The organism is Pseudomonas sp. ES4, assembly GCF_050586665.1.
Lineage (GTDB): Bacteria > Pseudomonadota > Gammaproteobacteria > Pseudomonadales > Pseudomonadaceae > Aquipseudomonas > Aquipseudomonas frederiksbergensis.
Genome location: NZ_JBOBDO010000026.1, coordinates 62,427 through 83,012 on the forward strand (window position 1 = coordinate 62,427; position 20,586 = coordinate 83,012).

Consider the following 20,586-nt stretch of genomic DNA (forward strand, 5'->3'; position numbering starts at 1 on the left):
ACCTCAGCGAGCAGTTTTGACAGACCGAATATCATCACGGCATGCAAATGCCGCATTGCGGTTCTATTGATTCAAGCGCTTCACCATGAAAAATTTTCCACCCGGCGCCCAAAAAAAAAACGGACGATCTAATGATTGCCCGTTTCATGTATTTCTAGTCAGCAAACTTTTCTCAACCTCGTACTTAACCACCACAGACCTTTGCATACCGCGTTTGCGATGAGTTTGGTGGTGTGATTGAGAAAGCGAAATGGCAATCGGGGGGAGTTCAGCGAAACAGCGTATTGCTTGCGGGGGAAGTGTATCGAACCTCGATAAGGTGTTCGCCCAGTGTAATGGCCTGGCAATCCATGCACCGGTAAAGAGCCCTGACACTGGGCGAACGGGAAGTATTTTAATGGAAGTTATCGAATATGTCCGCGTATATGAACATGAAATTTATCGAAACAACTTTCGATTAAATGTCGGTCCAAATATTATTTTTACCGATCATCAGAACTCACCAGTTAGACCATCAAAATTGATTGTTCTTATACAGAAAAGTTGTACAAGAACAATCGATATATAGAGTTAATACTCAACTTTCGTGCTTGCTGGTCACTTCCAATATGTCGGTATAGGTCACAACGACACTCTGCCCAACTTTCAGATCTTTCAATTTCGCTTGAACTTCGGGTCTTACAACGTCGACAGTCTTGGACTCGCCAGCGGGGGTTTCGAAGGTTACCTGGTTTTTCTTCACATCGATTTTGGAAATTTTCAGTTGGACCTGCACCTGACGGTAGGCTTCGCCGCCCGGGTTGTCGCTGCCGGGGGCTGCACGGACTTCACCCGCGCGTTCGACGGTGCCTGGCAGGCCTTTGTCGATATCGGTGTCGAGGTAGGCGGCGACAGCGCTAGTCACCTTGACATCCACTTGGTCGCCGACTTTCAGGTTGCCGAGGTTTTTGGCCTTGTCGGTCAATTGCACATGGACCTGACGACCTTCCGGCCCCTCCAGAACCACCTGATGTTTGGCAGCATCGACCGAGACGACTTTGGTGACGACCTGATCGGCAACCACGACGGCAGACAGCGGAATGTCCGCAGCCATGGCGCCAAGGCTGGCGGCAGACAACAAGGTAGCGAGGGTGATGGCTTTAGTCAGTGCATGAAGTTTCATAAGCGATGCATTCCCTGTGAATTGGAGGCAGCAAAGAGCGCTGGACCACCGTCCGGCGCCCTTTGTGCAGATGAGCATAGACGCTGATCAGGGAGTGTTCGCAGTTTCTTGTGCGGTGGATTCGCCGCTCTCTGTGCCCTTGCCGCTTTCCTTGCGCCGGGTCGGATCGGTCGGGCGCAGGGCGTCGTTATCGCGCTCGACTTCACCCGGTGGCCGCGGTTCGTCAGGGTGCTCAGTGGGGGTCGTCGGTTTCATGGGGGTCTCCTCAGGCTTCGGGATCGTCAACCTCATGGGCAACATTCACGGCAGGCGAATCTTTATGGGATTGATCCGCCTTGGCCTTCAAGTCTTGCCATTGTTCCAGGTCAATGGCGCCCTGCCCCAGCAAGTCGTCTGCTACCCGCAGCAGTTCGACGTAATGGGCGTCAGGGGATTGTTGCCAGTAGGCCTTGTCCTCGAACAGACGCTGCCACGAATCAAGGTCTGGCGGTTTCAGGTCTTCGCTCATGGCGGTCTCCTGTGAACGGGCTTCTAGAATTAGGAGGCTAGCGCTCTACCGAGAGTTCCGACTCAATACCCGGTCATTTCCAGATAACCCTGCCCACCATGGCTGCCGCTCAATTGCACCGGACCTTCCCAATAGGGAATGCGCAAAGCCATCCACGCATTGGGATTGAGTGCGCTGATCGTGATGTCGAGATGTTTGTCGGGGATTTTGATCGACCAGCGCACCGGCATCGAACGTCCGGCAACCTTGGCAGTGTCTTGCGGTGTGAGGCTGATATCGGCGGCATGCAGTAGCTGCGTCTGGCCCTGAGCGTCGATCCAGGTGCCGGTGAGGTAAGGCGCGCCGTCCTTGTGCCGCATGCGGTAGAGCATGACTTGTTCGCCGCTGTCCAGGTGCAGGGAAAACCAGTCCCAGCCTGTCTGGTTGGCGGTCAGGGGCTGGCTGCTCCATTCCCGGTCGAGCCAGGCCGGGCCACTGACTCGATAGGTTTTGCCGTCGATTTCCAGCGTGCCGCTGGCCTGGAAAAACGGCTGACTGTAGTAGTACGACGCTTGCCCTTGTTCGGACTTCTGACTGAAGCCTTTGTCGCCCTGAAGCACCAAGGGACCCGTGGAGCTCAGCCGCAATTGATAGCCAAAATGCTTGTCCCGGGCGCTGAGTTGAAGATCCGTCATAGGGTCGGAAGCCTGACTGCTGAAACGCCAATCATCGATCCACGCGTTGAACGGCGCGAGACTCACACCCGCCTGACCAACGCCACCACGGGCGTAACGTTCGGCGGCGTGATGCACCGTCGCCGACGTCACGGCCGCATGGCCAAGCCAGATAATTTGATTGCCCCAGCCAGCGACCTCGGGCGTTGCTTTCAAGGCGCTGCGAAACAGCGTCCATTGCGCGCCGAACTCGCGCCCCTGATCGTCCTTGAGGTTGGCGGTGACGTACCACCATTCGATGCGAAAGCCGTCATGAGGACCGTGATCCGCCGGAAAGCTGAACACCCGACCGGGCACCACCGGGGTGAATGCTGCCGCTTGCTTGCCGAGACCGGCGAAGCCTTTCTCGACAGGCGCCGAGTCATCGCAGCCGCTCAACAACGCCAACAGCAACACACCGACCTTAATCTTCACGAGCGAACGTCCTCAGCAGATCCGCCGGTTGCGTGCGGTACAACGAATACAGCGGCCACGCCGACGCCAGCAAAGTCGCCAACAGCGCCAACCCCATCAACTGCAACAGCTGCGGCGGAAACACCCGCAGCGGCAAGCGCCAGCCAAAGGCCTGGACGTTGATCACCGTGTCCAGGCACCACGCCAATGCGATTCCCAACGGCAATGCGAGCACCAGCGTCAGCACCGCCAACAACCAGGTCTGTCCCAGATTGAGCAGCATCAATTGCTGGCGAGTCACGCCGAGCGCCCACAGGGGCGCGAGTTGCCCGAGGCGGCTCTGGCTTTGCGTCAATAGGCTGATGAACAGCGCCACGCCCGCCACACAGAGAGTCAGGCTGTTGAGTGCGGCAGTCGCGGCAAAGGTGCGTTCGAACACTTGCGTGGACCAGCCCTTGAGCCGGGCCTGGTCGACGATGCGGCTGTCCTCCAGCGTGAAGCGGGTTTGCAGCGCGGTCAGGAAATCAGGGATCAACGTCGGGTCGATGCGCAAGTTGAAACGGTTCGGGGTCAACTGCGGCCAGCCGCGCAGCAGATGGTCGACGTTGACCAGAATATGGCCTTTGGGATTGCCGTAATCGGCGTAGATGCCGACGATCCGTGGCGACCAGGTGCCGTTTGGTGTGGGAATCGTCAAATGATCGCCAAGGCGCACCTTCAGCCGGCGGGCCAGTTGCTCGCTGAGCATCAGTGCGTCGTCCTTGGCCAGTCGGTCCCAAGGGTTGTCGCCCAAGGCTTCCAGCAGCGGCCAATGCTGGCGATAGGTCGGGTGATCGATCACGCCGAAGACGTCCGCCGGCCAGCCTTGCAACTGGATCGACACTTGCCAGTTGGGCAGCACGGCCGTGAGTGCGGGTTGCTGCTTGAGCCAGGTTTGCAACTCTGTGGCCTGGGCCGGATTGCGCGGATTGACGTACAGTTCGGCGGTCAGGCGTTGTTCGAGCCAATTGCTGAAAGTCTCACGAAAACCGGCCGTCATGCTGCCCGCTCCAATGTTCGCCGCCAGTGCCAGCAACAGCGCCATCAGCGCCAGGCTCAGGGCCGGCAGTTGCTGGCGGCAGTCGGCGAGAAACCATTGGCCGAGCACCGAGCGACTGCGATGCAGCACCCGGTTCAACACCCAATTGAGCACCACCGGCAACGCCAGCGCAGCACCGATCAGCAGTGCCGCCATCAGCACGAAGCCACTGCCCAGGCTGTCGCCAAAGATCAACGCCAGCACTGCGATCACCGCGGCAATCACGGCAACCCAACCCTGACGCCGCAACCAGCGCGCGTGAGCCTGATGCCAGGCTTGCGGATCGGCCAGGGCCAGCAACGGCAGGCGTGCGGCCCGCAACAAACTGTTGGCCCCCGCCAACAACGCGCCCAACAGACTCAGGCCGACGCCGCTGAGCCACCACCACGGACTGAGGCTCAACTGCCCCGCCACTTCGGCGCCGTACAAACCGCGCAGACTCGCGGCGACATCCGGCAACAGCACGCTGGCCAGCAGGTAGCCGCTGGCGACGCCGACCAGTCCGCCGATCAATGCCAACCCACCCAATTCAACCGCCAGACAGGCAATCAGCATCCGTGCACTGACACCGCAGGCACGCAGGGTTCGGAGCAAACCACGGCGTTGTTCCAGCGCCAGGCCGATCGCGGCGTGGACGATGAACAGACCGACCACGAATGACAGAAAACCCAGCGCATCGAGGTTAAGGTGAAAGCTTTCAGTCAGGCGCGCCAAGTTGTTCTCTTCGCCACTGGTCTTGAGCTGCAATTGACCCTTGAATTGCTCAGGCAGCGGCGCGGTGAAATCCTTCGGCAGCAGCAGGCGTGACAGCTGATCCGGCAGGCCGAGAATCTGCTGGGCGAAGCCGATGTCCACCAGCAACACACCCGGGGCCATATCAGGCTGGGCACGCAGCGGCGGCAAGGCCTGACCACTCAAACTCTCCGGGCGATCACCCTCGTGCAAACCCAGTGCCTGCAACGTCTGCGGCGAAACCCAGGTGCTGCCCGGCGGGCTGAAAAACTCGACAACCTGCTCGATCGGCAACGCCTGCCCCGCCACCGAGGAACCGGCGGGCAGCGACACTGGCTCGATGCCCATCAACTGCAAGCGCTGGTCGTCATGCTCCTTGAGCGTCACCCGACCTTGCAGGACCGGCGACACCGGCCAGCCCAAACGACGCAGGTCGACAAACACTTGCTGAGAAAAAGTCGCGCCACTGGGCGCACTGAGGCTGGCCTGGGGTTCACCGCCGATCAGCTGACTGGCCCGGGCATAGCTTTCCCGCGCCTGACTGTTCAGCGCCTGCACGCCGGTCAGCAGGCTGGTGGCGAGCCAGAGCCCGGTCAGCACACTGAAAAACTGCACCGGGTGTTGCCGCCAATGACTGAGCAGCGCCCGTAGCGTCTCGCGAAAGACCGGCACCTCAGCGCTCGTCCGCGCCAGCCAGACGACCACCGTGGAGCACCACTTTTTCCGCCAGCCGCGCCGCGACCCGCGGGCTGTGGGTGACCATCAACAAAGTGGTGGGGCTATCGTCGAGCAACTCCAGCAACAACTTCAAAACCTCATCGCTGGTGGTTTCATCGAGGCTGCCAGTGGGTTCGTCGGCCAGCAGCAGTTTTGGCTGCGACGCCAGGGCCCGGCCCAGCGCGACCCGTTGCTGCTGGCCGCCGGACAACTGTTCCGGATAACGCCGCAGCAAATCAGCCAAGCCCAGGCGTTGCACCAGATGCGCCTGCCAGCGCGGATCATGGCGTCCCGCCAATCGCGCCTGGAAGGCCAGATTGTCCTCCACGCGCAAACTGCCGATCAGGTTGAACTGCTGAAACACCAGGCCGATTTCGGTCCGCCGCCAGTTCGCCAGTTGCCCTTCGCTCATCTGCTCCAGCCGATGCTCGCCGCTGCGGATGCTGCCGCGATCGACCTTGTCCAGCCCGGCAATCAGGTGCAGCAAAGTGCTCTTGCCACTGCCCGACTCCCCCATCAACGCCAGGCTACTGCCGGGTTTCAAGGTGAGGTCGACACCTTGCAGAACCGGCAGCGGGCCCTGGGGAGTGGCGTAGCTTTTGAAGACGCCTTGGACCGAAAGCATGGGGGAAACCGTTCGATGTGCGTGGAGCAAGGATAGCGGACGGCAGCGGCACCGCGAAATGCCTGAAACCTATCGCTTCACGGCCACCCACGTAAAACACAACGGCAGCTGCGCCGTCTGCTGCTCATACCGATCATAGAGTTCCTCGCGGTTGGAATGCGGGTACTCCTTGAAGTGACTGATCTGCAATCCCGCCTCAATGGCGCCGGTGAAGATCGCGCCCAAGGTGTGGACGAACCAGTAGGACATCGCGGCCTGTTGATCGACTTTGCCTTCGTAGACGATCGGCTGGTCCTGCACGAAAGGTTCGCTGCGAAAGTACGAGCTGTCCGGTCGATACGGATCGATGGACTCAGGGTCGAACATTTCGAGGAACGGGTGGGTTTCGTACACCACCAGACTGCCGCCAGGCTTGAGGGTTTGGGCGACATGGCGGAAAAATTCAGCGATGTCCGGCATCCAGTTCAATACGCCGATGGTGATCAGGGCCACGTCGAAACGGCCATGAAGTTCTGTCGGCAAGTGATGGATGTCTGCCTCGATGAACTCAGGCGCATGGGGCGAGCGTGACGCCAGTTCCCGCGCCTGATCGAGGAATGCCTCAGACTGGTCGACGCCTGTGACGCTGCGGGCACCCAGCGCAAACAACGACAAGCTTTCGCGGCCATTGTTGCAGCCCAGTTGCACCACGTCTTTACCGTCGACACCGACCTGTTCCAGTAACCCTCGGAGGGTGTCGTCCATGCAGCAAAAATCCCGGTGGCTGACCGCCGTCAAACGGGCCTGCCATTCGGGGGTGTCCTTGTGGTGTCGGGCTGAGTCATTCCAGGCATCGCGGTTGCTGGCGATGGCTTTTTCTTTTGTCGGCATTTCCATTGCGCGCTCCAGACTGGGGGGCATTCATTAATTGCGTGCTGACACTATAACCGCTCTACAACCCACCCTCAGCCTGATCCAGCCGTTCACGCAAGAACTCGATCAACACCTGCACCGGTCGCGATGCTTGACGGTGCTGCGGATAGACCGCCGACAACGTCAGCGGCGCGCAACGAAATGCGTCCAACACCGGCACCAGCCTGCCGTCCTTCAACGCCGAACCCACAATGAAGGTCGGCAAGTACGTAATCCCCATACCGGCAATCGCCGCATCCCTGAGCAATTCACCATTGTTCACCCGCATCCGCCCGGTGACATTGACCACCAACGGCTTGCCCTGCCCTTCGAAACGCCATTGCACCTGACGACCATGGCCGTAAGGCAGGCAGTCATGTGCGTGCAAGTCTTCGGGTTTGAGCGGCGTGCCGCGCTCGGCCAGGTAAGCCGGGCTGGCGCAGTACACCCGCTGGATGGAGGCGATGCGTCGGGCGATCAGCGTCGAATCCTCCAGAATGCCGATTCGCAGCGCCAGGTCATAACCCTCACTGAGCAAATCCACCGATCGATCACTGAGGTCGACCTCTACCGTGACGTCGCGATAACGCTGCAAAAACACCGGCAGCAAACAGCCCAAATGCGCCACCGCAAACGACAATGGCGCGCTGATACGGATCGTGCCGCGGGGCTCAGTGGTCTGGCCGGCGATGCCCTGCTCTACTTGCTCGACTTCGCCCAGCAGACGCAAGGCTGACTCGTAATAACTCTGCCCCAGTGGCGTCACGTCCAGTCGCCGCGTGGAGCGATTGAGTAGCCGCACACCCAGACGCTCTTCGAGCTGCATCAACCGCCGGCTGACGAACTGCTTGGACAGGCCCAATTGATCGGCCGCCGCAGTAAAGCTGCCGGAGTCCATGACCTGGCAAAAAATACGCATATCTTCGAACGGGTTCATTGTCACGCTCTGATTGACAGTCAGACACTATATAGCCGCTTTTTGTCTCAGACGAAAATGCCCGCACATTGGCGGGCATCTTTCATTGTGGCGGGACTTACTTCGAAGACAGCACCGAGTAGCTGTTCATCAAATTGCGGTAGTTCGGAATGCGCGGCGACAGCAGGTTGGCCAGGCCTTCCATGTCGTTGCGCCAGTCGCCCTGCAGCTCGCAGGCCACCGAGAACCAGTTCACCAGTTGAGCACCGGCCGCCGCCATACGTGCCCAGGCCGCTTGTTGCACGGTTTCGTTGAAGGTGCCCGAGGCGTCCGTCACGACGAACACTTCAAACCCTTCCGCCAACGCCGACAGCGTTGGGAACGTCACGCAAACGTCGGTGACGACGCCGGCGATGATCAGTTGCTTGCGGCCAGTGGCTTTAACGGCTTTGACAAAATCTTCGTTGTCCCAGGCGTTGATCTGGCCTGGACGCGGGATGTACGGTGCGTCCGGGAACTGCTCTTTCAACTCGGGAACCATCGGGCCGTTCGGACCGTTTTCGAAGCTGGTGGTCAGGATGGTCGGCAGCTTGAAGAACTTGGCCACATCGCCCAGGGCCAGCACGTTGTTCTTGAATTCGTTCGGCGAGAAATCCTGAACCAGCGAGATCAGGCCCGTCTGGTGGTCGACCAACAGCACAACGGCGTCATCTTTGTTCAGGCGTTTGTACGGAACGTTGCTCATGTGAAACTCCTCGATGGATGGGTGTGACATACAACGCCGACGTGCAGGGCCGGCGCTTTTTTGTGATCGTCAGAACGCGAAGCACGAGCAGCCAAACGCGCCCCAGAAACCCGCGAAATCGCTGACCGGCGCATTCGACAAGCGCGCCTTTTCATGGCTATGGGAATGCACGCCGCACGGCCCGCTGCAATGGTGCACCTGCGCCTGCAATGGCGAGGTCGGACGCCAGTGCCCCGGTACATTCACCACCGGCGACCAGTCCGGCAGCACCGGTACGCTGGCCGGCCCGAGTTTTTCAAAATCACCGGCGGCGTACACCACCTTGCCGCCGACCACGGTCAACACCGACTCGATCCACTTGATCGCTTCTTCGTCGACGCTGAAAAAATCCGCGCTCAGGGCCGCGATGTCAGCCAGTTGGCCGACCTTGATCATGCCTTTCTTGCCCTGCTCGGAAGAAAACCAGGCGCTGCCGTGGGTGAATAGCTCCAGCGCCGTTTGACGAGACAAGCCCTCGGCATGCAGTTCCAGGCCACCGACCGTGCGGCCGCTGACCATCCAGTACAGCGAAGTCCAGGGGTTGTAGCTGGAGACTCGCGTGGCATCGGTGCCGGCGCCGACCGGTACACCTTCGGCCAGCATGCGTTTGATCGGCGGGGTCGCTTCGGCGGCTTTGGCGCCGTAACGCTCGACGAAATATTCGCCTTGGAACGCCATACGATCCTGAATCGCGATACCGCCACCCAGCGCCCTCACCCGCTCAATGTTCTGCGGCGTAATGGTTTCGGCATGGTCGAAAAACCATGGCAAACCGTTGAACGGAATGTCGCGGTTAACCTTTTCGAACACGTCGAGCATGCGGCTGATGGATTCGTTGTATGTGGCGTGCAAACGGAACGGCCAGCGTTGCTCGACCAAGTGGCGCACCACCGGTTCCAGCTCGTCTTCCATTGTTTGTGGAAGGTCCGGACGCGGCTCGAGGAAGTCCTCGAAATCCGCCGCTGAAAACACCAGCATTTCCCCGGCGCCGTTGTGCCGCAGGTAATCGTCGCCTTGATGCAGGGTCACGCTGCTGGTCCAGTTCTTGAAGTCAGTCAGTTCTTCTTTCGGCTTCTGGGTGAACAGGTTGTAGGCGATCCGCACTGTGAGCTGCTGGTCCTTGGCCAACTGCTCGATCACCTGATAATCGTCCGGATAGTTCTGGAAACCGCCACCGGCATCGATGGCGCTGGTCAGGCCGAGACGGTTGAGCTCGCGCATGAACTGGCGGGTCGAGTTGACCTGATATTCCAGCGGCAACTTTGGCCCCTTCGCCAGCGTCGAGTACAGAATCATCGCGTTAGGACGGGCGACCAGCATGCCGGTCGGCTCACCGTTGGCATCGCGCACAATCTCGCCACCCGGCGGGTTCGGCGTGTTGCGGGTGTAACCGGCCACGCGCAACGCGGCACGGTTGAGCAAGGCGCGGTCGTACAGATGCAGGACAAATACCGGTGTATCCGGCGCGGCCTGATTGAGTTCTTCGAGGGTCGGCATGCGCTTTTCAGCGAACTGGAATTCGTTCCAGCCACCGACCACCCGCACCCATTGCGGCGTCGGCGTGCGGTCGGCCTGATCCTTGAGCATGCGCAGGGCATCGGCCAGCGACGGCACCCCTTCCCAGCGCAGTTCGAGGTTGTAGTTCAAACCGCCGCGGATCAGGTGCAAGTGCGAGTCGTTGAGGCCGGGAATGACACAGCGCCCCTTGAGGTCGATGATCTGCGTCCCCGAACCGCGCAGGGCCATGGCTTCGGCGTCGGTGCCGACCGCGACGAAACGACCATTGCTGATCGCTACGGCGCTGGCGCGTGGGTTTTCACGGTCAACCGTATGAAATTGGCCATTGAACAAAATCAGATCGGCGTTCATCGCTTTTCCTTGGGCTGAGTGGAAGAGGACAGCCAAGGCGCGAACAACCGCGTCGCCATTGGCATGAACAGGTACACCACCGACACGACGATGGTCAGCGTGATCAGGAACGTCGCGACCACGTAATTGGACAGGAAGGTATTGAGCTGCAGCAGCGGGCCCCAGATCAGCGGCACCAGCAAGGTGTGCGGCAAAATCACCAACAACGTCACCACGGCCTGCTTCCAGCGCGGCGGTGGTGGCGAAGCGGCGTCGGCTTGCGGTGCGAACCAGAATTCGTTGACCGGATTGACCTCGGTCTGGTCGCCGTCAGCGAGCATCGGTGCGGCTTCGTTGACCAGTTCCAGCCGTTGCGGTGAATCGAGCCAGCGCTGCATCGATTCGGTGGAGCAAAAGCGCAGCACGCAGGTGTACAGGTCGAGGCCGGCGCTCTTGCCGCGGATCACATCGACGCCCAAGTGCCCTTCCTGCTGCCCGGCAATGCTGACAATGTTGCGCAACCAGGCTTCGTACGGCGCTTCAAAACCTGCCTTGATCCGGTGCTTGATGACCAGGGTCACGACTTCCTCGAAACGATTGGATTCAGGCATAACGCAAAGCTCCGGCGAATCGAACATTGAGCGCCAGCCGTCCCGGCCCGGCGATAAGAACGCTGGTGAACAGAATCAACAACAGCCAACCGAACTGCCCTTCATCAAGACTCCATTGCGCATGCACCACCAGCAGCGCAATCAGCAACACCGCCAAAATCGGCAGACACGCCAGACGCACCAGCACCCCGGCGATGATCAGCAGCGGGCACAACACCTCGGCAAAAATCGCCAGCATCAGCGTGGCGTTCACACCCAGATGGAAAGGGTCTTCGATGACTTGCAGTTGAGCGTTGTAGTTAAGCAGTTTCGGCAAACCGTGCACCCACAGCAGAAACAAACCACCGCTGACCCGCAAAAATAACAGCCCGAAATCCTGGGCTCGTTCATCCCATCGCGACGTGTTCATGGGCTACCTGCACAAATAAAAAACCACCGGTGTTCATGCGCCCGGACTTGGTTTGATAGTGCCGGTGTGAGGTCGGAAAAAATTGGATGTGTGTGCTCTTTTTGTGGATGAGCCCGGCGACACGATCCACAGCAGATCCCACAGAGATTGGATTCGGCAGGAAGAGATTGGTCGGCTGTCAGGCCGCCATCGCGAGCAGGCTCGCTCCCACAGAAGATCGGCGTACGCCGTTCGCCTTTCGCCCTTCACCACTCAACAGGCCGAGCGTTAGCTCGCCTGCAGCTTTTGATCTTGATCTACCCGCCCCTTCGGAAGGCTGAGTGGAGGTGTTCATCTGGGGGGGGCGCGCAGCGCCGTTCGACGAAGTCGAACACATCGAGAGGAGGTTGAAGCGAAGCCAACCGGAGGCGATGCCCCCAGATGAATGCCGGAACGAAGGAACGCCGAGCCTAGGCGAGGGGCCGGACGCTTGGGGCGAGCCTTTTTGGGTACTTTTTTGGCGTTTGAAAAAAGTGCCTCGCCGTAAGGGCGAAACCGCCAGCCGCCGTTACCGCAGAAATGGATATGTACACCTCAAAGAAATAGGTCGGCTATCAGGCCACCTTCGCGAGCAAGCCCGCTCCCACAGTTGGACTGGGTACATCAGGATATAAACAGGTCGGCCCGAAGACCGCCACGGTCAAGCCGAAATAGGCAAAGGCCTGGACATGAACTCACTGATCCGTGACCGCAACCACCGTTCCGCCGGATCGTTGTCATGCACCCCGCTCCAGGCCATCGAAAGCTGCGCCGCTTCAATCGGAAACGGCGGGGCTTCGGCCCGCAACGCACACCCCTCGACCAACGCACACGCTGCGTAATCCGGCACGGTGGCGATCATCTCGGTCCCGGCCAGCAATGCCCGCAATCCACTGAACTGCGGAACGCCCAACACCACCCGCCGACTTCGTCCGATCTTCGCGAGATCAAGGTCAATGTTGCCGCTCAAATCCCCCGAAAACGACACCATCGCATGCGGTCGTTCACAGTATTCATCCAGCGACAGCGTCCCCGGTCGTTTGTCGCTACGCAGCACCTTGCACGGAATATCCCGCAACGTCTTGCGTTTGGCATTGGCCGGCAGATCCGTGGTGTAACTCACTCCTACCGAAATCTCCCCAGACGCCAGCAATGCCGGCATGAGCAGGTAATTCGCCCGCCGAACGACCACTATGATCCCTGGCGCCTCTTCCCGGAGCTGGCTCAACAATGGCGGAAACAAGCCAAACTCGGCGTCGTCCGACAGCCCGATGCGAAACACATCGCAGCTTGTAGCGGGGTCGAATTCTTTAGCTCGGCTCACTGCCCCGGAAATCACATCCATCGCCGGCTGCAGCTCCTTGAGAATCGCCAGTGCCCGCCCTGTCGGCTCCATCCCGCGGCCGTTGCGCAACAGCAGCGGATCATCGAACAGATCCCGTAACCGTCCCAGCGCCGCACTCACCGCTGGCTGCCCCATGAACAGTTTTTCGGCAACACGGGTGAGGTTCTTTTCAAACATCAACGCTTCGAAAATCACCAACAGGTTCATGTCGACGCGGCGCAGATCGTTACGGTTCACAGGCAGATTTCCTTGTGTGTTCAGCCAGGCACTTGGCGCTGGGGCGAAAACCACCAGATAACGTCGATTTTGCACGGTTCGCATCTGCAGAAATTGCAGCAATGTGCTGAGTCAGTGCTGTTGGTTACCCCCGCACACCGACGGAATTAACAACGTTTAACTCGCCTGCCAGAACCCTGCGGCCAAAAATGAAGCTCACCGACACGGACATTTGTCATGGCCCGCTCACAGCAAAACGTCACCCGCGAGACGACCACTGAAACGCGAAAGAAAACTACCGGCGGCCTGACTCCTTGGCGCGAAAGCCTGGTCAAGCAACTGATTCTCGAGCGCCTTGGTGAGACCGTGGAAGTGACCGAACTGGCCCGCGCCTGTGCTCTTTCACGCAGTCATTTCTCCCGCGCGTTCAAGTGCAGCACCGGGCTCTCGCCTCAAGACTGGATTCGCAACCAGCGCATCGCCCGCGCCAAGCAATTGATCCAGAGCACTGACCTGACCCTGACGCAAATCAGTCTCGAATGCGGCTTCTGCGATCAGGCACATTTCTGCCACATCTTCACTCGCAATGAAGGCATCACTCCATTTGCGTGGCGTTGCCGCACCATGCGCTCCCTGGCTCACCGTCCCGCCTGCACCGCTCAACTTCACGCACAATAAACCCGCTAACACATTTCTTGTAGCAGCTGTCGAGCCCCGGCGAGGCTGCGTTCGGCTGCGAAGCAGTCGTGAACTCAGCCCCCCGGTGTTTCAGGCAGGCGGCGCGCTCGCATTTTGCGACTGCTTCGCAGCCGAACGCAGCCTCGCAGGGGCTCGACAGCTGCTACAAAGCTTCCATGGCATAGAATCGGGGGGCCAGGGATTAACGCTTAGTCCTTCAAAAACGCCAGCAGATCGGCGTTGAGCTGATCCTTGTGGGTATCAGTCAAGCCATGAGGCGCGCCGGGGTAGATCTTCAACGTAGATCCTTTCACCAGTTTTGCAGACGCAATGCCCGACGCTTCGATCGGCACCACCTGGTCAGCATCGCCATGCACCACCAGCGTCGGAATGTCGAACTTCTTCAGGTCTTCGGTGAAGTCGGTTTCGGAGAATGCCTTGATGCAGTCATAAGCGTTCTTGTGGCCGGAGCTCATGCCTTGCATCCAGAACCAGTCGATCATGCCCTGGGATGGCTTGGCGTCCGGTTTGTTGAAGCCGAAGAACGGACCGCTGGCGAGGTCGATGTAGAGCTGCGAACGGTCGGCCAGGGACGCCTGACGAATGCCGTCAAACACCTCGATCGGCAGGCCGCCAGGGTTGGCTTCAGTCTTGAGCATCAGCGGCGGCACCGAAGAAATCAGCCCGGCCTTGGCCACGCGTTCGGTACCGTGGCGACCAATGTAGCGCGCCACTTCACCGCCGCCGGTGGAGAAGCCGAACAGCACGGCATCTTTGAGGTCCAGCAACTCGATCAACTGCGCCAGATCATCGGCGTAGGTGTCCATGTCGTTGCCGCTCCACGGCTGGCTGGAGCGGCCATGACCGCGGCGATCATGGGCGATCACCCGGTAGCCTTGGGCGACCAGGAAGATCATCTGCGATTCCCAGCTGTCGGCGTTCAACGGCCAGCCATGGCTGAAGACAATAGGCTGACCGGTGCCCCAGTCCTTGTAATAAATCTCGGTGCCGTCTCGGGTCGTGAACGTGCTCATGCATTGTCTCCTTAGTGAGTGTTGGGGGATCAAACCGTTGAGTGGCTCATGCGTTCAGCCAGCCGCGCCACTCGTTCGCCCAGATGGACAGCGGTCTTTGGGGGGCAGTGGGCGTTAGGGGTCACGGCTTCGGTCATGAAACGGGTGTGCCGGGAGCCACTGTGATAGACCTCCACGTTGCTCATTCCGGCGTCCTCATGACATGTTTAGTCCCTGCTATGGAGTTTTGGGCGTAGACGGGACGCAGGACGAGTTAAACGTTGTTAATTTTCCCCTGGCGCGCCAAAAGCCTCAGCGATACCTTCAAGACTGTCTCGCCCAATATTTGCGGAACTCATGAACAAGGGCGGGAAACCAGCAGTCCTGGCGGACAGCGCAGCGTCATCCGGCCAGCGCATTGCGTTGCCGTAAAAACCTGACGAATATGCTCGAAAGCCGCGTATCAGACGGCTGCAAGCAGGAGTGACACGTTGAGCCTTCCCCCCGACCAAGCCATCCATTTCGGCCCCTACCGGATCTATCCCGGACAACGTCTGGTCATGGAGGCCGACCAGCCCCTGCGCCTGGGTCGACGCGCCATGGACATTCTGTTGATCCTTTTGGAACACGCCGGGAATGTGGTCAGCAAACAAACGCTGATCGCCAGGGTCTGGCCGAAAAACATAGTGGAAGACATCAACCTGCGGGTGCACATGGCGGCCTTGCGCAAGGCCCTCGGTGACGGCCAGGCCGGCCAGCGTTACATCATCACCGTGGCGCAGCGTGGGTACAGCTTTGTGGCGCCATATTCTCTGGAGCACATCGAGCACCCTCCGGAGAGAGAAGCGCCCGCGCCGAGTGGCCACAACCTGCCCGTTCGTCGAACCCGCATGATCGGCCGCCAGTCTCTCGTCGATAGCCTGGTGGTCCAGCTGTCGCGCCAGCGTTTCATTACCCTGGTCGGCCCCGGCGGGATCGGCAAAACCACCGTGGCCCTGCGTGTCGCCGAACAACTGATCGGGCGCTACCGGGATGGCATTCGCCTGCTGGACCTGGCGCCGATCAATGATCCGTCGATGATCACCGTTCACCTGGCGACATTGCTCGAACTGTCTTTGCACGACGCTGAGCCGATGAGCGGCCTCGCCGCATTTTTGCGCGACCGGCAGATGCTGCTGGTGATCGACAATTGCGAACACCTGGTCGACGCCATCGCATTGCTGAGCGAGAGCCTCCTGCGCGCCGCGCCAGAGGTGCACATTCTGGCCACCAGTCGTGAGAGCCTGCGGGCCGAAGGTGAATGTGTCCAGCACCTGGAGTCGCTGGACTGCCCTCCCCCCATTGCCGTGCCAGACCGCGCTCAGGCCCTGACCTTTTCCGCCCTGCAGTTGTTCGTCGAACGGGCGATGGCCAGCCACGACAGCTTCGAACTGACCGATAACGAACTACCGCTGGCAATTGAAATCTGCCGGCGTCTGGACGGTATTCCGTTCGCGATCGAATTGGCGGCCACACAAGTCAGCAGCCTCGGATTGAGCGGATTACTGACCCAACTCCAAGGCAGTTTTCGCCTGCTCACCCAGGGTTGTCAGACTACGCTGGGCCGACACCAAACCCTGCGCGCCACACTGGACTGGAGCTTCGAGCTGCTAAATACCTGCGAACAAGCCTGCCTGCGCCGACTGGGTGTGTTCAGAGGCGGGTTCACCCTGGAATCGGCGGCGGCGGTGATCGTCGGCGAACACATCGAACCGCAAGCAGTGTTTGGCTCGATCACGCAACTGGTGGCCAAATCGCTGCTGAACGTGGAGGTGGGTGACGAAGAGGTGTTCTACCGATTGCTCGACACCACGCGCAGCTATGCCCTGGAGAAACTTGACCAGGCCGCCGAACTGCCCGATACCCGGGAACGTCACGCCAAGCGCTGTCTGGCGGTGATGAATCAGGCCCAGCACGACTGGGAGCTGATCCCGACAGGCGTGTGGATCGAGCGTTATGCCCGTGCTCTGGAAGATATTCGTTCGGCCCTCGACTGGTGTTTTAACGCGCAAGGACCGCGGGCACTGGCAATCCGCCTGACAGCAGCTTCCACCCCGCTTTGGCAGGAACTGTCGCTGCTCAAGGAGCACGGCTTGTACGTGGGCCGGGCGCTGGCGCTGCTCGATGCAACGTCCGATCCCTGTCCACAGCTGAAAATAGCCTTGCATCTCGCCCTTGGCAGCGCCTGTTATCACACTCAGGTCGGCACAAAAGAAACCATCGAGGCATTCGTCAGTGCCAGAATCCTGGCCGAACATTGCGATGATTTGGCCGGTCAGTTGCGGGCGGTGTCCGGGCACATGGCGGTCAACCTCTGTTGCGCCAACTATCAAATGGCTCTGGAACAGAGCCGGCAATTCGATCGGCTGGGGCTGCACGGCGATGCGGTGTTGTCCCTCAGCATGCATCGCTTGCGGGTGCTGGCGTTGCACTTTGCCGGGGACCAGCCGCAGGCCCGGCGGAACGCAGAGCAGGTGCTTCAGCGCATGGCCCAGAGTGGCCACCTCAACCGCTTCACCTACGGTTTTGGCGTGCACTACGACCAGAGCGTCGCCGCCCTGACGATTCTGGCGCGCATCCTCTGGTTGCAAGGGCAACCGGAACAAGCCTGGCGCACCGCCCGGCAAGCGCTGGACATTGCAACCCAGATCAACCACGGCACGTCCATCTGCTACACCCTGGCGCTGGCCGGTTGCCTGATCGCTCACTACAACGGCGATACCCGTACGGCTCGTGAACTCTTGCACCTGCTGCTGGAACAAGCACAGAAACACTCGGTACTGCTGTTCTACACCTGGGCCCGACACTATGCGCAGGTGATCGACCGCGCCGAGGCACACTTGCCGCTTCAGCCGGGCCAGGGGCTGATCAAGGACATCATGGTCACGCTGGATGGCAGTTTCGTCGATGATGCCCTGGTGCAACGCGCCGACACCGGTACGGCCGGCTGGAGCACGGCGGAAGTTCTACGGGCCCGGGCTGATGCACTGCTGGCCGAGGGTTGTCCTCTGAAAACCGAAGCGGCCGAGGCACTGCTGATCAGGGCATCAAGCGTGGCGAAACATCAGGGTGCCCTGGCTTGGGAACTGCGCAGCGCCACCTCACTGGCGCAACTTTGGCAGCGTCGAGGCCTGTATCAGCAAGCTCATGAGCTGCTGGCACCGATCTACAATCGGTTCACCGAGGGATTTTCTACACCGGACTTGAGCAAAGTCCGTCGATTACTCGACGAGCTCCATGGGCAACTGCACGCCTGAGACCCAGCGCGCCCGGCTGATGTAATGCGAATGGCGCCTCTCAAACACTCGCAGGTGGCCGCTGTGTTCGAGCTTCTCAAGAGCATAGGTACGCGTGGTGTTGAGAAAGCGATAACGGGTCGTGCCGTTGACCTGATCCATCGAGAGCAACGATTTGGCGACCAATCGCGTCATCAGCGCCGCCAGTTGACCGGGCTTAAGCTCCACGCAACTGCACACGCCAATCGCGGCATCGAGAGTGAAGGACATTTTGAACACCGATAGGCGCTGCAACACGGTTTGTTCCGGCAGGCTCAGCCGTTCATAGCTCCAGTCCAGGGCAGCTTTGAGCGTCTGATGTCGGGGCACCGCCGTGCGCCGACCTTGAGTCAGCAACTGAAGACAGTTATCCAGCTGAGCTTGCAAACCGACCAACGCCAGCGCATGGATCTGCACCGCAGCCAGTTCAATGGCCAGTGGCAAACCGTCGAGCCGCCGACAGATTTCACGGACCGCCTTGAGGTCTTGTTCGCGCAAGGCAAACCCTTGTTGACGGGTTCGGGCACGACTGACGAACAGCTGCACTGCCGAATACCCCATGGTTTCAGCGACACTGTGCAACGCCGACGCGGGCGGCACCGCCAGAGACGGCACACGCTGAACCGTTTCCCCTGCTGCCTGCAAAGGCTCGCGGCTGGTCACCAGAATGGACAGCCGAGGCGCCGACACCAGCAAATCCTCGACCAGGGTTCGACAGCGTTCCAGCAGGTGTTCGCAGTTGTCCAGCACCAGCAACGCGTGCCAGTTTGCCAGCACCTCCAGCGTCGTGCCGATCTCCCATTCAAGGGTCTGGATCAGATGATCGACCACTCGCGCGGGGTCACCGATCGCTGCGAAATTAACCAGCCACACCCCCTCTTCATAGTGCTGCAACAGCAGTTCGGCGACACGCAACGCCACGGTGGTTTTGCCGACGCCACCGGGGCCAACCAGCGTCATGAGACGCCGGATCGGCAACTGCCGGACCAGACTGCCGACCAGCGAATCTCGACCGATCACCGGCGTGAGCCGCGCAGGAAGGTTGTGCTGATTTTTTTGCACGGTATCGATCAAGAGTCCCGTGCCCACGGATGCATGGTGCACCGGGGCGATAAAACTGTAGCCGCGCTGGGGAATGTTGATGATGTAGCGCTGGCCATTCTGCCCGTCGCCAAGCGCCCGACGCAGGGCTGCAATGTGCACGCGCAGGTTGATTTCCTCGACCACCGACGTCGGCCAGACGCGGGCAATCAGTTCGTCCTTGTTGACCACGTTACCGGCGCGCTCGAGCAGCACCTGGAGGATATCCAGTGCACGACCGCCCATGCGCAGCGGTCGATCGCCTTCTAGGATCAGCCGTTGCCGCAGGTGGAATGCATAGGGGCCGAATCGCAGCACCGCATCGCTGTTTAAATCTCTGAGGCTGTTCATGCACATTCACGTGCTGAAACCTGGCCCGGCTCACAGTGCAGCACCATCACTTGCACCCGCCTTCCAGGCTCCCGCACCTCCGTCGCAAAGCGTTCAGGCTATCTTGGCAGGCATCAGTGACGGTACAACTGCCACGGTGGGAGCGTCACAGCCATCACGGTGCGCATAACGGACAAGAAGGCTCTAGCTGAACTGTTCGCGGTATTGGGTCGGCGTCAAACCAAGCTTTTCACTGAACAGGAAACGCATGTGCCGCACGCTGCCGAAGCCACTTTTGAACGCCACTGTCTTGAGCGGCAAGTCGCTGGTTTCCAGCAGATTCCTGGCGCTGTCGATACGCGCACTTTGCAGAAATTCCATGGGCGTCATGTTCACTTCCCGAGCAAACATCCGGGCGAAGTGCCGCGCACTCATGTTCGCGAGGCTGGCCATGCGTTCGATGCTGAATGCTTCATCGATATGTTCGAGCACATGGTTCTGCACGCGAGTGATCGGCGTTTCCTGTGGTGCGACAGCGGCCATCAACGGGCTGAATTGCGCCTGCCCTCCCTGGCGTTTCATGACCACCAGCAATACCTTGGCGACGTCTTGGGCAACTTTCTTGCCGTGGTCTTCGGCGACCACCGACAGCGCCAGGTCAATGCCGGCAGTGACGCCGCCGGAGGTGATGAGGTTGCGGTCTTGCACGTAAATCTGATCGGTCTCGACGGTAGCCTTCGGGAAGCCTTTGATCAGTCGTTCGGTGTAATGCCAGTGGGTGGTCACGCGATAACCGTCCAGCAAACCGGCATGGCCCAGCACGAACGCGCCGGTGCAGATCGAGCCGTATCGCTCGGCGCGACCGACTGCGGCTTTGAGCCAACACAACAACGGTGGATGTTTTTCGTTGTAGGCACCCGGACCGCCCGGCACCAGCAACAGGTCATACGCGTGATCGGCCTGATCGATGTGCAAATCGGCCTGGACGCTGACGCCGTTTGAGGCACGCAGTGCGCCATGCTCGGTGCCGATGGTCGACAGTTCATAACGATCATTCGGAGCCAGATATCGATTGGCGATGGAAAACACCTCCATCGGGCCTGCCATGTCCAGCAGGAGAAAGTCCGGAAACAACACCATAGCCACGGTTTTCATGGGTTCAAAATCACTGAAGTCAAAAGAAAATCCATCTGCCAAACACCACC

At 59.9% G+C, this 20,586-nt stretch carries 19 protein-coding genes; 2 read left to right on the top strand and 17 right to left on the bottom strand.

Going from position 1 to position 20,586, the window contains the following annotated elements; all coding sequences use genetic code 11:
- Window positions 1-577: 577 nt before the first annotated feature.
- The 13 genes from ACQ4OB_RS23580 to ACQ4OB_RS23640 all read right to left on the bottom strand — a co-directional run bounded on the left by ACQ4OB_RS23580 (window position 578) and on the right by ACQ4OB_RS23640 (window position 12,987).
- On the bottom strand, window positions 578-1,162 hold the full coding sequence (locus ACQ4OB_RS23580) for a hypothetical protein (protein ID WP_430956548.1): 585 nt from the start codon (window positions 1,160-1,162) through the stop codon (window positions 578-580).
- 87 nt (window positions 1,163-1,249) lie between these two features.
- Entirely contained in the window at window positions 1,250-1,417 is a 168-nt protein-coding gene (locus ACQ4OB_RS23585; protein WP_162842855.1) for a hypothetical protein, read from the bottom strand.
- Between the two features lie 10 nt (window positions 1,418-1,427).
- Window positions 1,428-1,670, bottom strand: a complete 243-nt coding sequence (locus tag ACQ4OB_RS23590; RefSeq protein ID WP_074875544.1) for a hypothetical protein — start codon at window positions 1,668-1,670, stop codon at window positions 1,428-1,430.
- 62 nt (window positions 1,671-1,732) lie between these two features.
- Window positions 1,733-2,797, bottom strand: a complete 1,065-nt coding sequence (locus ACQ4OB_RS23595) for a lipocalin-like domain-containing protein (RefSeq protein WP_430956549.1) — start codon at window positions 2,795-2,797, stop codon at window positions 1,733-1,735.
- Complete coding sequence (locus ACQ4OB_RS23600; RefSeq protein ID WP_430956550.1) at window positions 2,787-5,258, bottom strand: FtsX-like permease family protein; 2,472 nt, start codon at window positions 5,256-5,258, stop codon at window positions 2,787-2,789. Before ACQ4OB_RS23600 ends, ACQ4OB_RS23595 begins: the two co-directional genes overlap by 11 nt.
- Window position 5,259: 1 nt before the next feature.
- Window positions 5,260-5,928: an ABC transporter ATP-binding protein gene (locus ACQ4OB_RS23605; RefSeq protein WP_074875540.1), complete on the bottom strand. Its 669-nt coding sequence runs from the start codon at window positions 5,926-5,928 to the stop codon at window positions 5,260-5,262.
- 69 nt (window positions 5,929-5,997) lie between these two features.
- Window positions 5,998-6,804, bottom strand: a complete 807-nt coding sequence (locus ACQ4OB_RS23610; protein ID WP_430956551.1) for a class I SAM-dependent methyltransferase — start codon at window positions 6,802-6,804, stop codon at window positions 5,998-6,000.
- Between the two features lie 55 nt (window positions 6,805-6,859).
- The gene (locus ACQ4OB_RS23615) at window positions 6,860-7,756 is read right to left on the bottom strand and encodes a LysR family transcriptional regulator (protein ID WP_102615180.1); all 897 of its coding nucleotides are present in this window, start codon (window positions 7,754-7,756) and stop codon (window positions 6,860-6,862) included.
- Window positions 7,757-7,853: 97 nt separating this feature from the next.
- Window positions 7,854-8,480, bottom strand: coding sequence for an isochorismate family cysteine hydrolase YcaC (gene ycaC / locus ACQ4OB_RS23620; protein ID WP_045061273.1), 627 nt, complete (start codon window positions 8,478-8,480; stop codon window positions 7,854-7,856).
- 69 nt (window positions 8,481-8,549) lie between these two features.
- Window positions 8,550-10,388: an amidohydrolase gene (locus ACQ4OB_RS23625; RefSeq protein ID WP_430956552.1), complete on the bottom strand. Its 1,839-nt coding sequence runs from the start codon at window positions 10,386-10,388 to the stop codon at window positions 8,550-8,552.
- Complete coding sequence (locus ACQ4OB_RS23630; protein ID WP_102615182.1) at window positions 10,385-10,978, bottom strand: antibiotic biosynthesis monooxygenase; 594 nt, start codon at window positions 10,976-10,978, stop codon at window positions 10,385-10,387. Before ACQ4OB_RS23630 ends, ACQ4OB_RS23625 begins: the two co-directional genes overlap by 4 nt.
- A complete protein-coding gene (locus ACQ4OB_RS23635; RefSeq protein WP_074875530.1) occupies window positions 10,971-11,387 on the bottom strand; it encodes a DoxX family protein in 417 nt (138 codons plus the stop codon). The genes ACQ4OB_RS23630 and ACQ4OB_RS23635 overlap by 8 nt, the downstream gene beginning before the upstream one ends.
- 679 nt (window positions 11,388-12,066) lie before the next feature.
- A complete protein-coding gene (locus ACQ4OB_RS23640; RefSeq protein WP_102615192.1) occupies window positions 12,067-12,987 on the bottom strand; it encodes a LysR family transcriptional regulator in 921 nt (306 codons plus the stop codon).
- Between the two features lie 216 nt (window positions 12,988-13,203).
- Here ACQ4OB_RS23640 and ACQ4OB_RS23645 point away from each other — a divergent pair, with 216 nt between their 5' ends.
- Window positions 13,204-13,644: a helix-turn-helix domain-containing protein gene (locus tag ACQ4OB_RS23645; RefSeq protein ID WP_430956553.1), complete on the top strand. Its 441-nt coding sequence runs from the start codon at window positions 13,204-13,206 to the stop codon at window positions 13,642-13,644.
- 209 nt (window positions 13,645-13,853) lie between these two features.
- Here ACQ4OB_RS23645 and ACQ4OB_RS23650 read toward each other — a convergent pair whose 3' ends face one another.
- Both ACQ4OB_RS23650 and ACQ4OB_RS23655 read right to left on the bottom strand, forming a co-directional pair.
- A complete protein-coding gene (locus tag ACQ4OB_RS23650; RefSeq protein ID WP_430956554.1) occupies window positions 13,854-14,678 on the bottom strand; it encodes an alpha/beta fold hydrolase in 825 nt (274 codons plus the stop codon).
- Window positions 14,679-14,707: 29 nt separating this feature from the next.
- Window positions 14,708-14,863, bottom strand: a complete 156-nt coding sequence (locus tag ACQ4OB_RS23655) for a hypothetical protein (protein ID WP_158242635.1) — start codon at window positions 14,861-14,863, stop codon at window positions 14,708-14,710.
- A gap of 285 nt (window positions 14,864-15,148) precedes the next feature.
- Here ACQ4OB_RS23655 and ACQ4OB_RS23660 point away from each other — a divergent pair, with 285 nt between their 5' ends.
- Complete coding sequence (locus tag ACQ4OB_RS23660) at window positions 15,149-17,953, top strand: ATP-binding protein (RefSeq protein WP_430956555.1); 2,805 nt, start codon at window positions 15,149-15,151, stop codon at window positions 17,951-17,953.
- Here ACQ4OB_RS23660 and ACQ4OB_RS23665 read toward each other — a convergent pair.
- On the bottom strand, window positions 17,918-19,402 hold the full coding sequence (locus ACQ4OB_RS23665; RefSeq protein ID WP_430956556.1) for an ATP-binding protein: 1,485 nt from the start codon (window positions 19,400-19,402) through the stop codon (window positions 17,918-17,920). The genes ACQ4OB_RS23660 and ACQ4OB_RS23665 overlap by 36 nt on opposite strands.
- Window positions 19,403-19,585: 183 nt before the next feature.
- Window positions 19,586-20,536, bottom strand: coding sequence for a GlxA family transcriptional regulator (locus tag ACQ4OB_RS23670; protein ID WP_074875521.1), 951 nt, complete (start codon window positions 20,534-20,536; stop codon window positions 19,586-19,588).
- Window positions 20,537-20,586 lie beyond the last annotated feature (50 nt).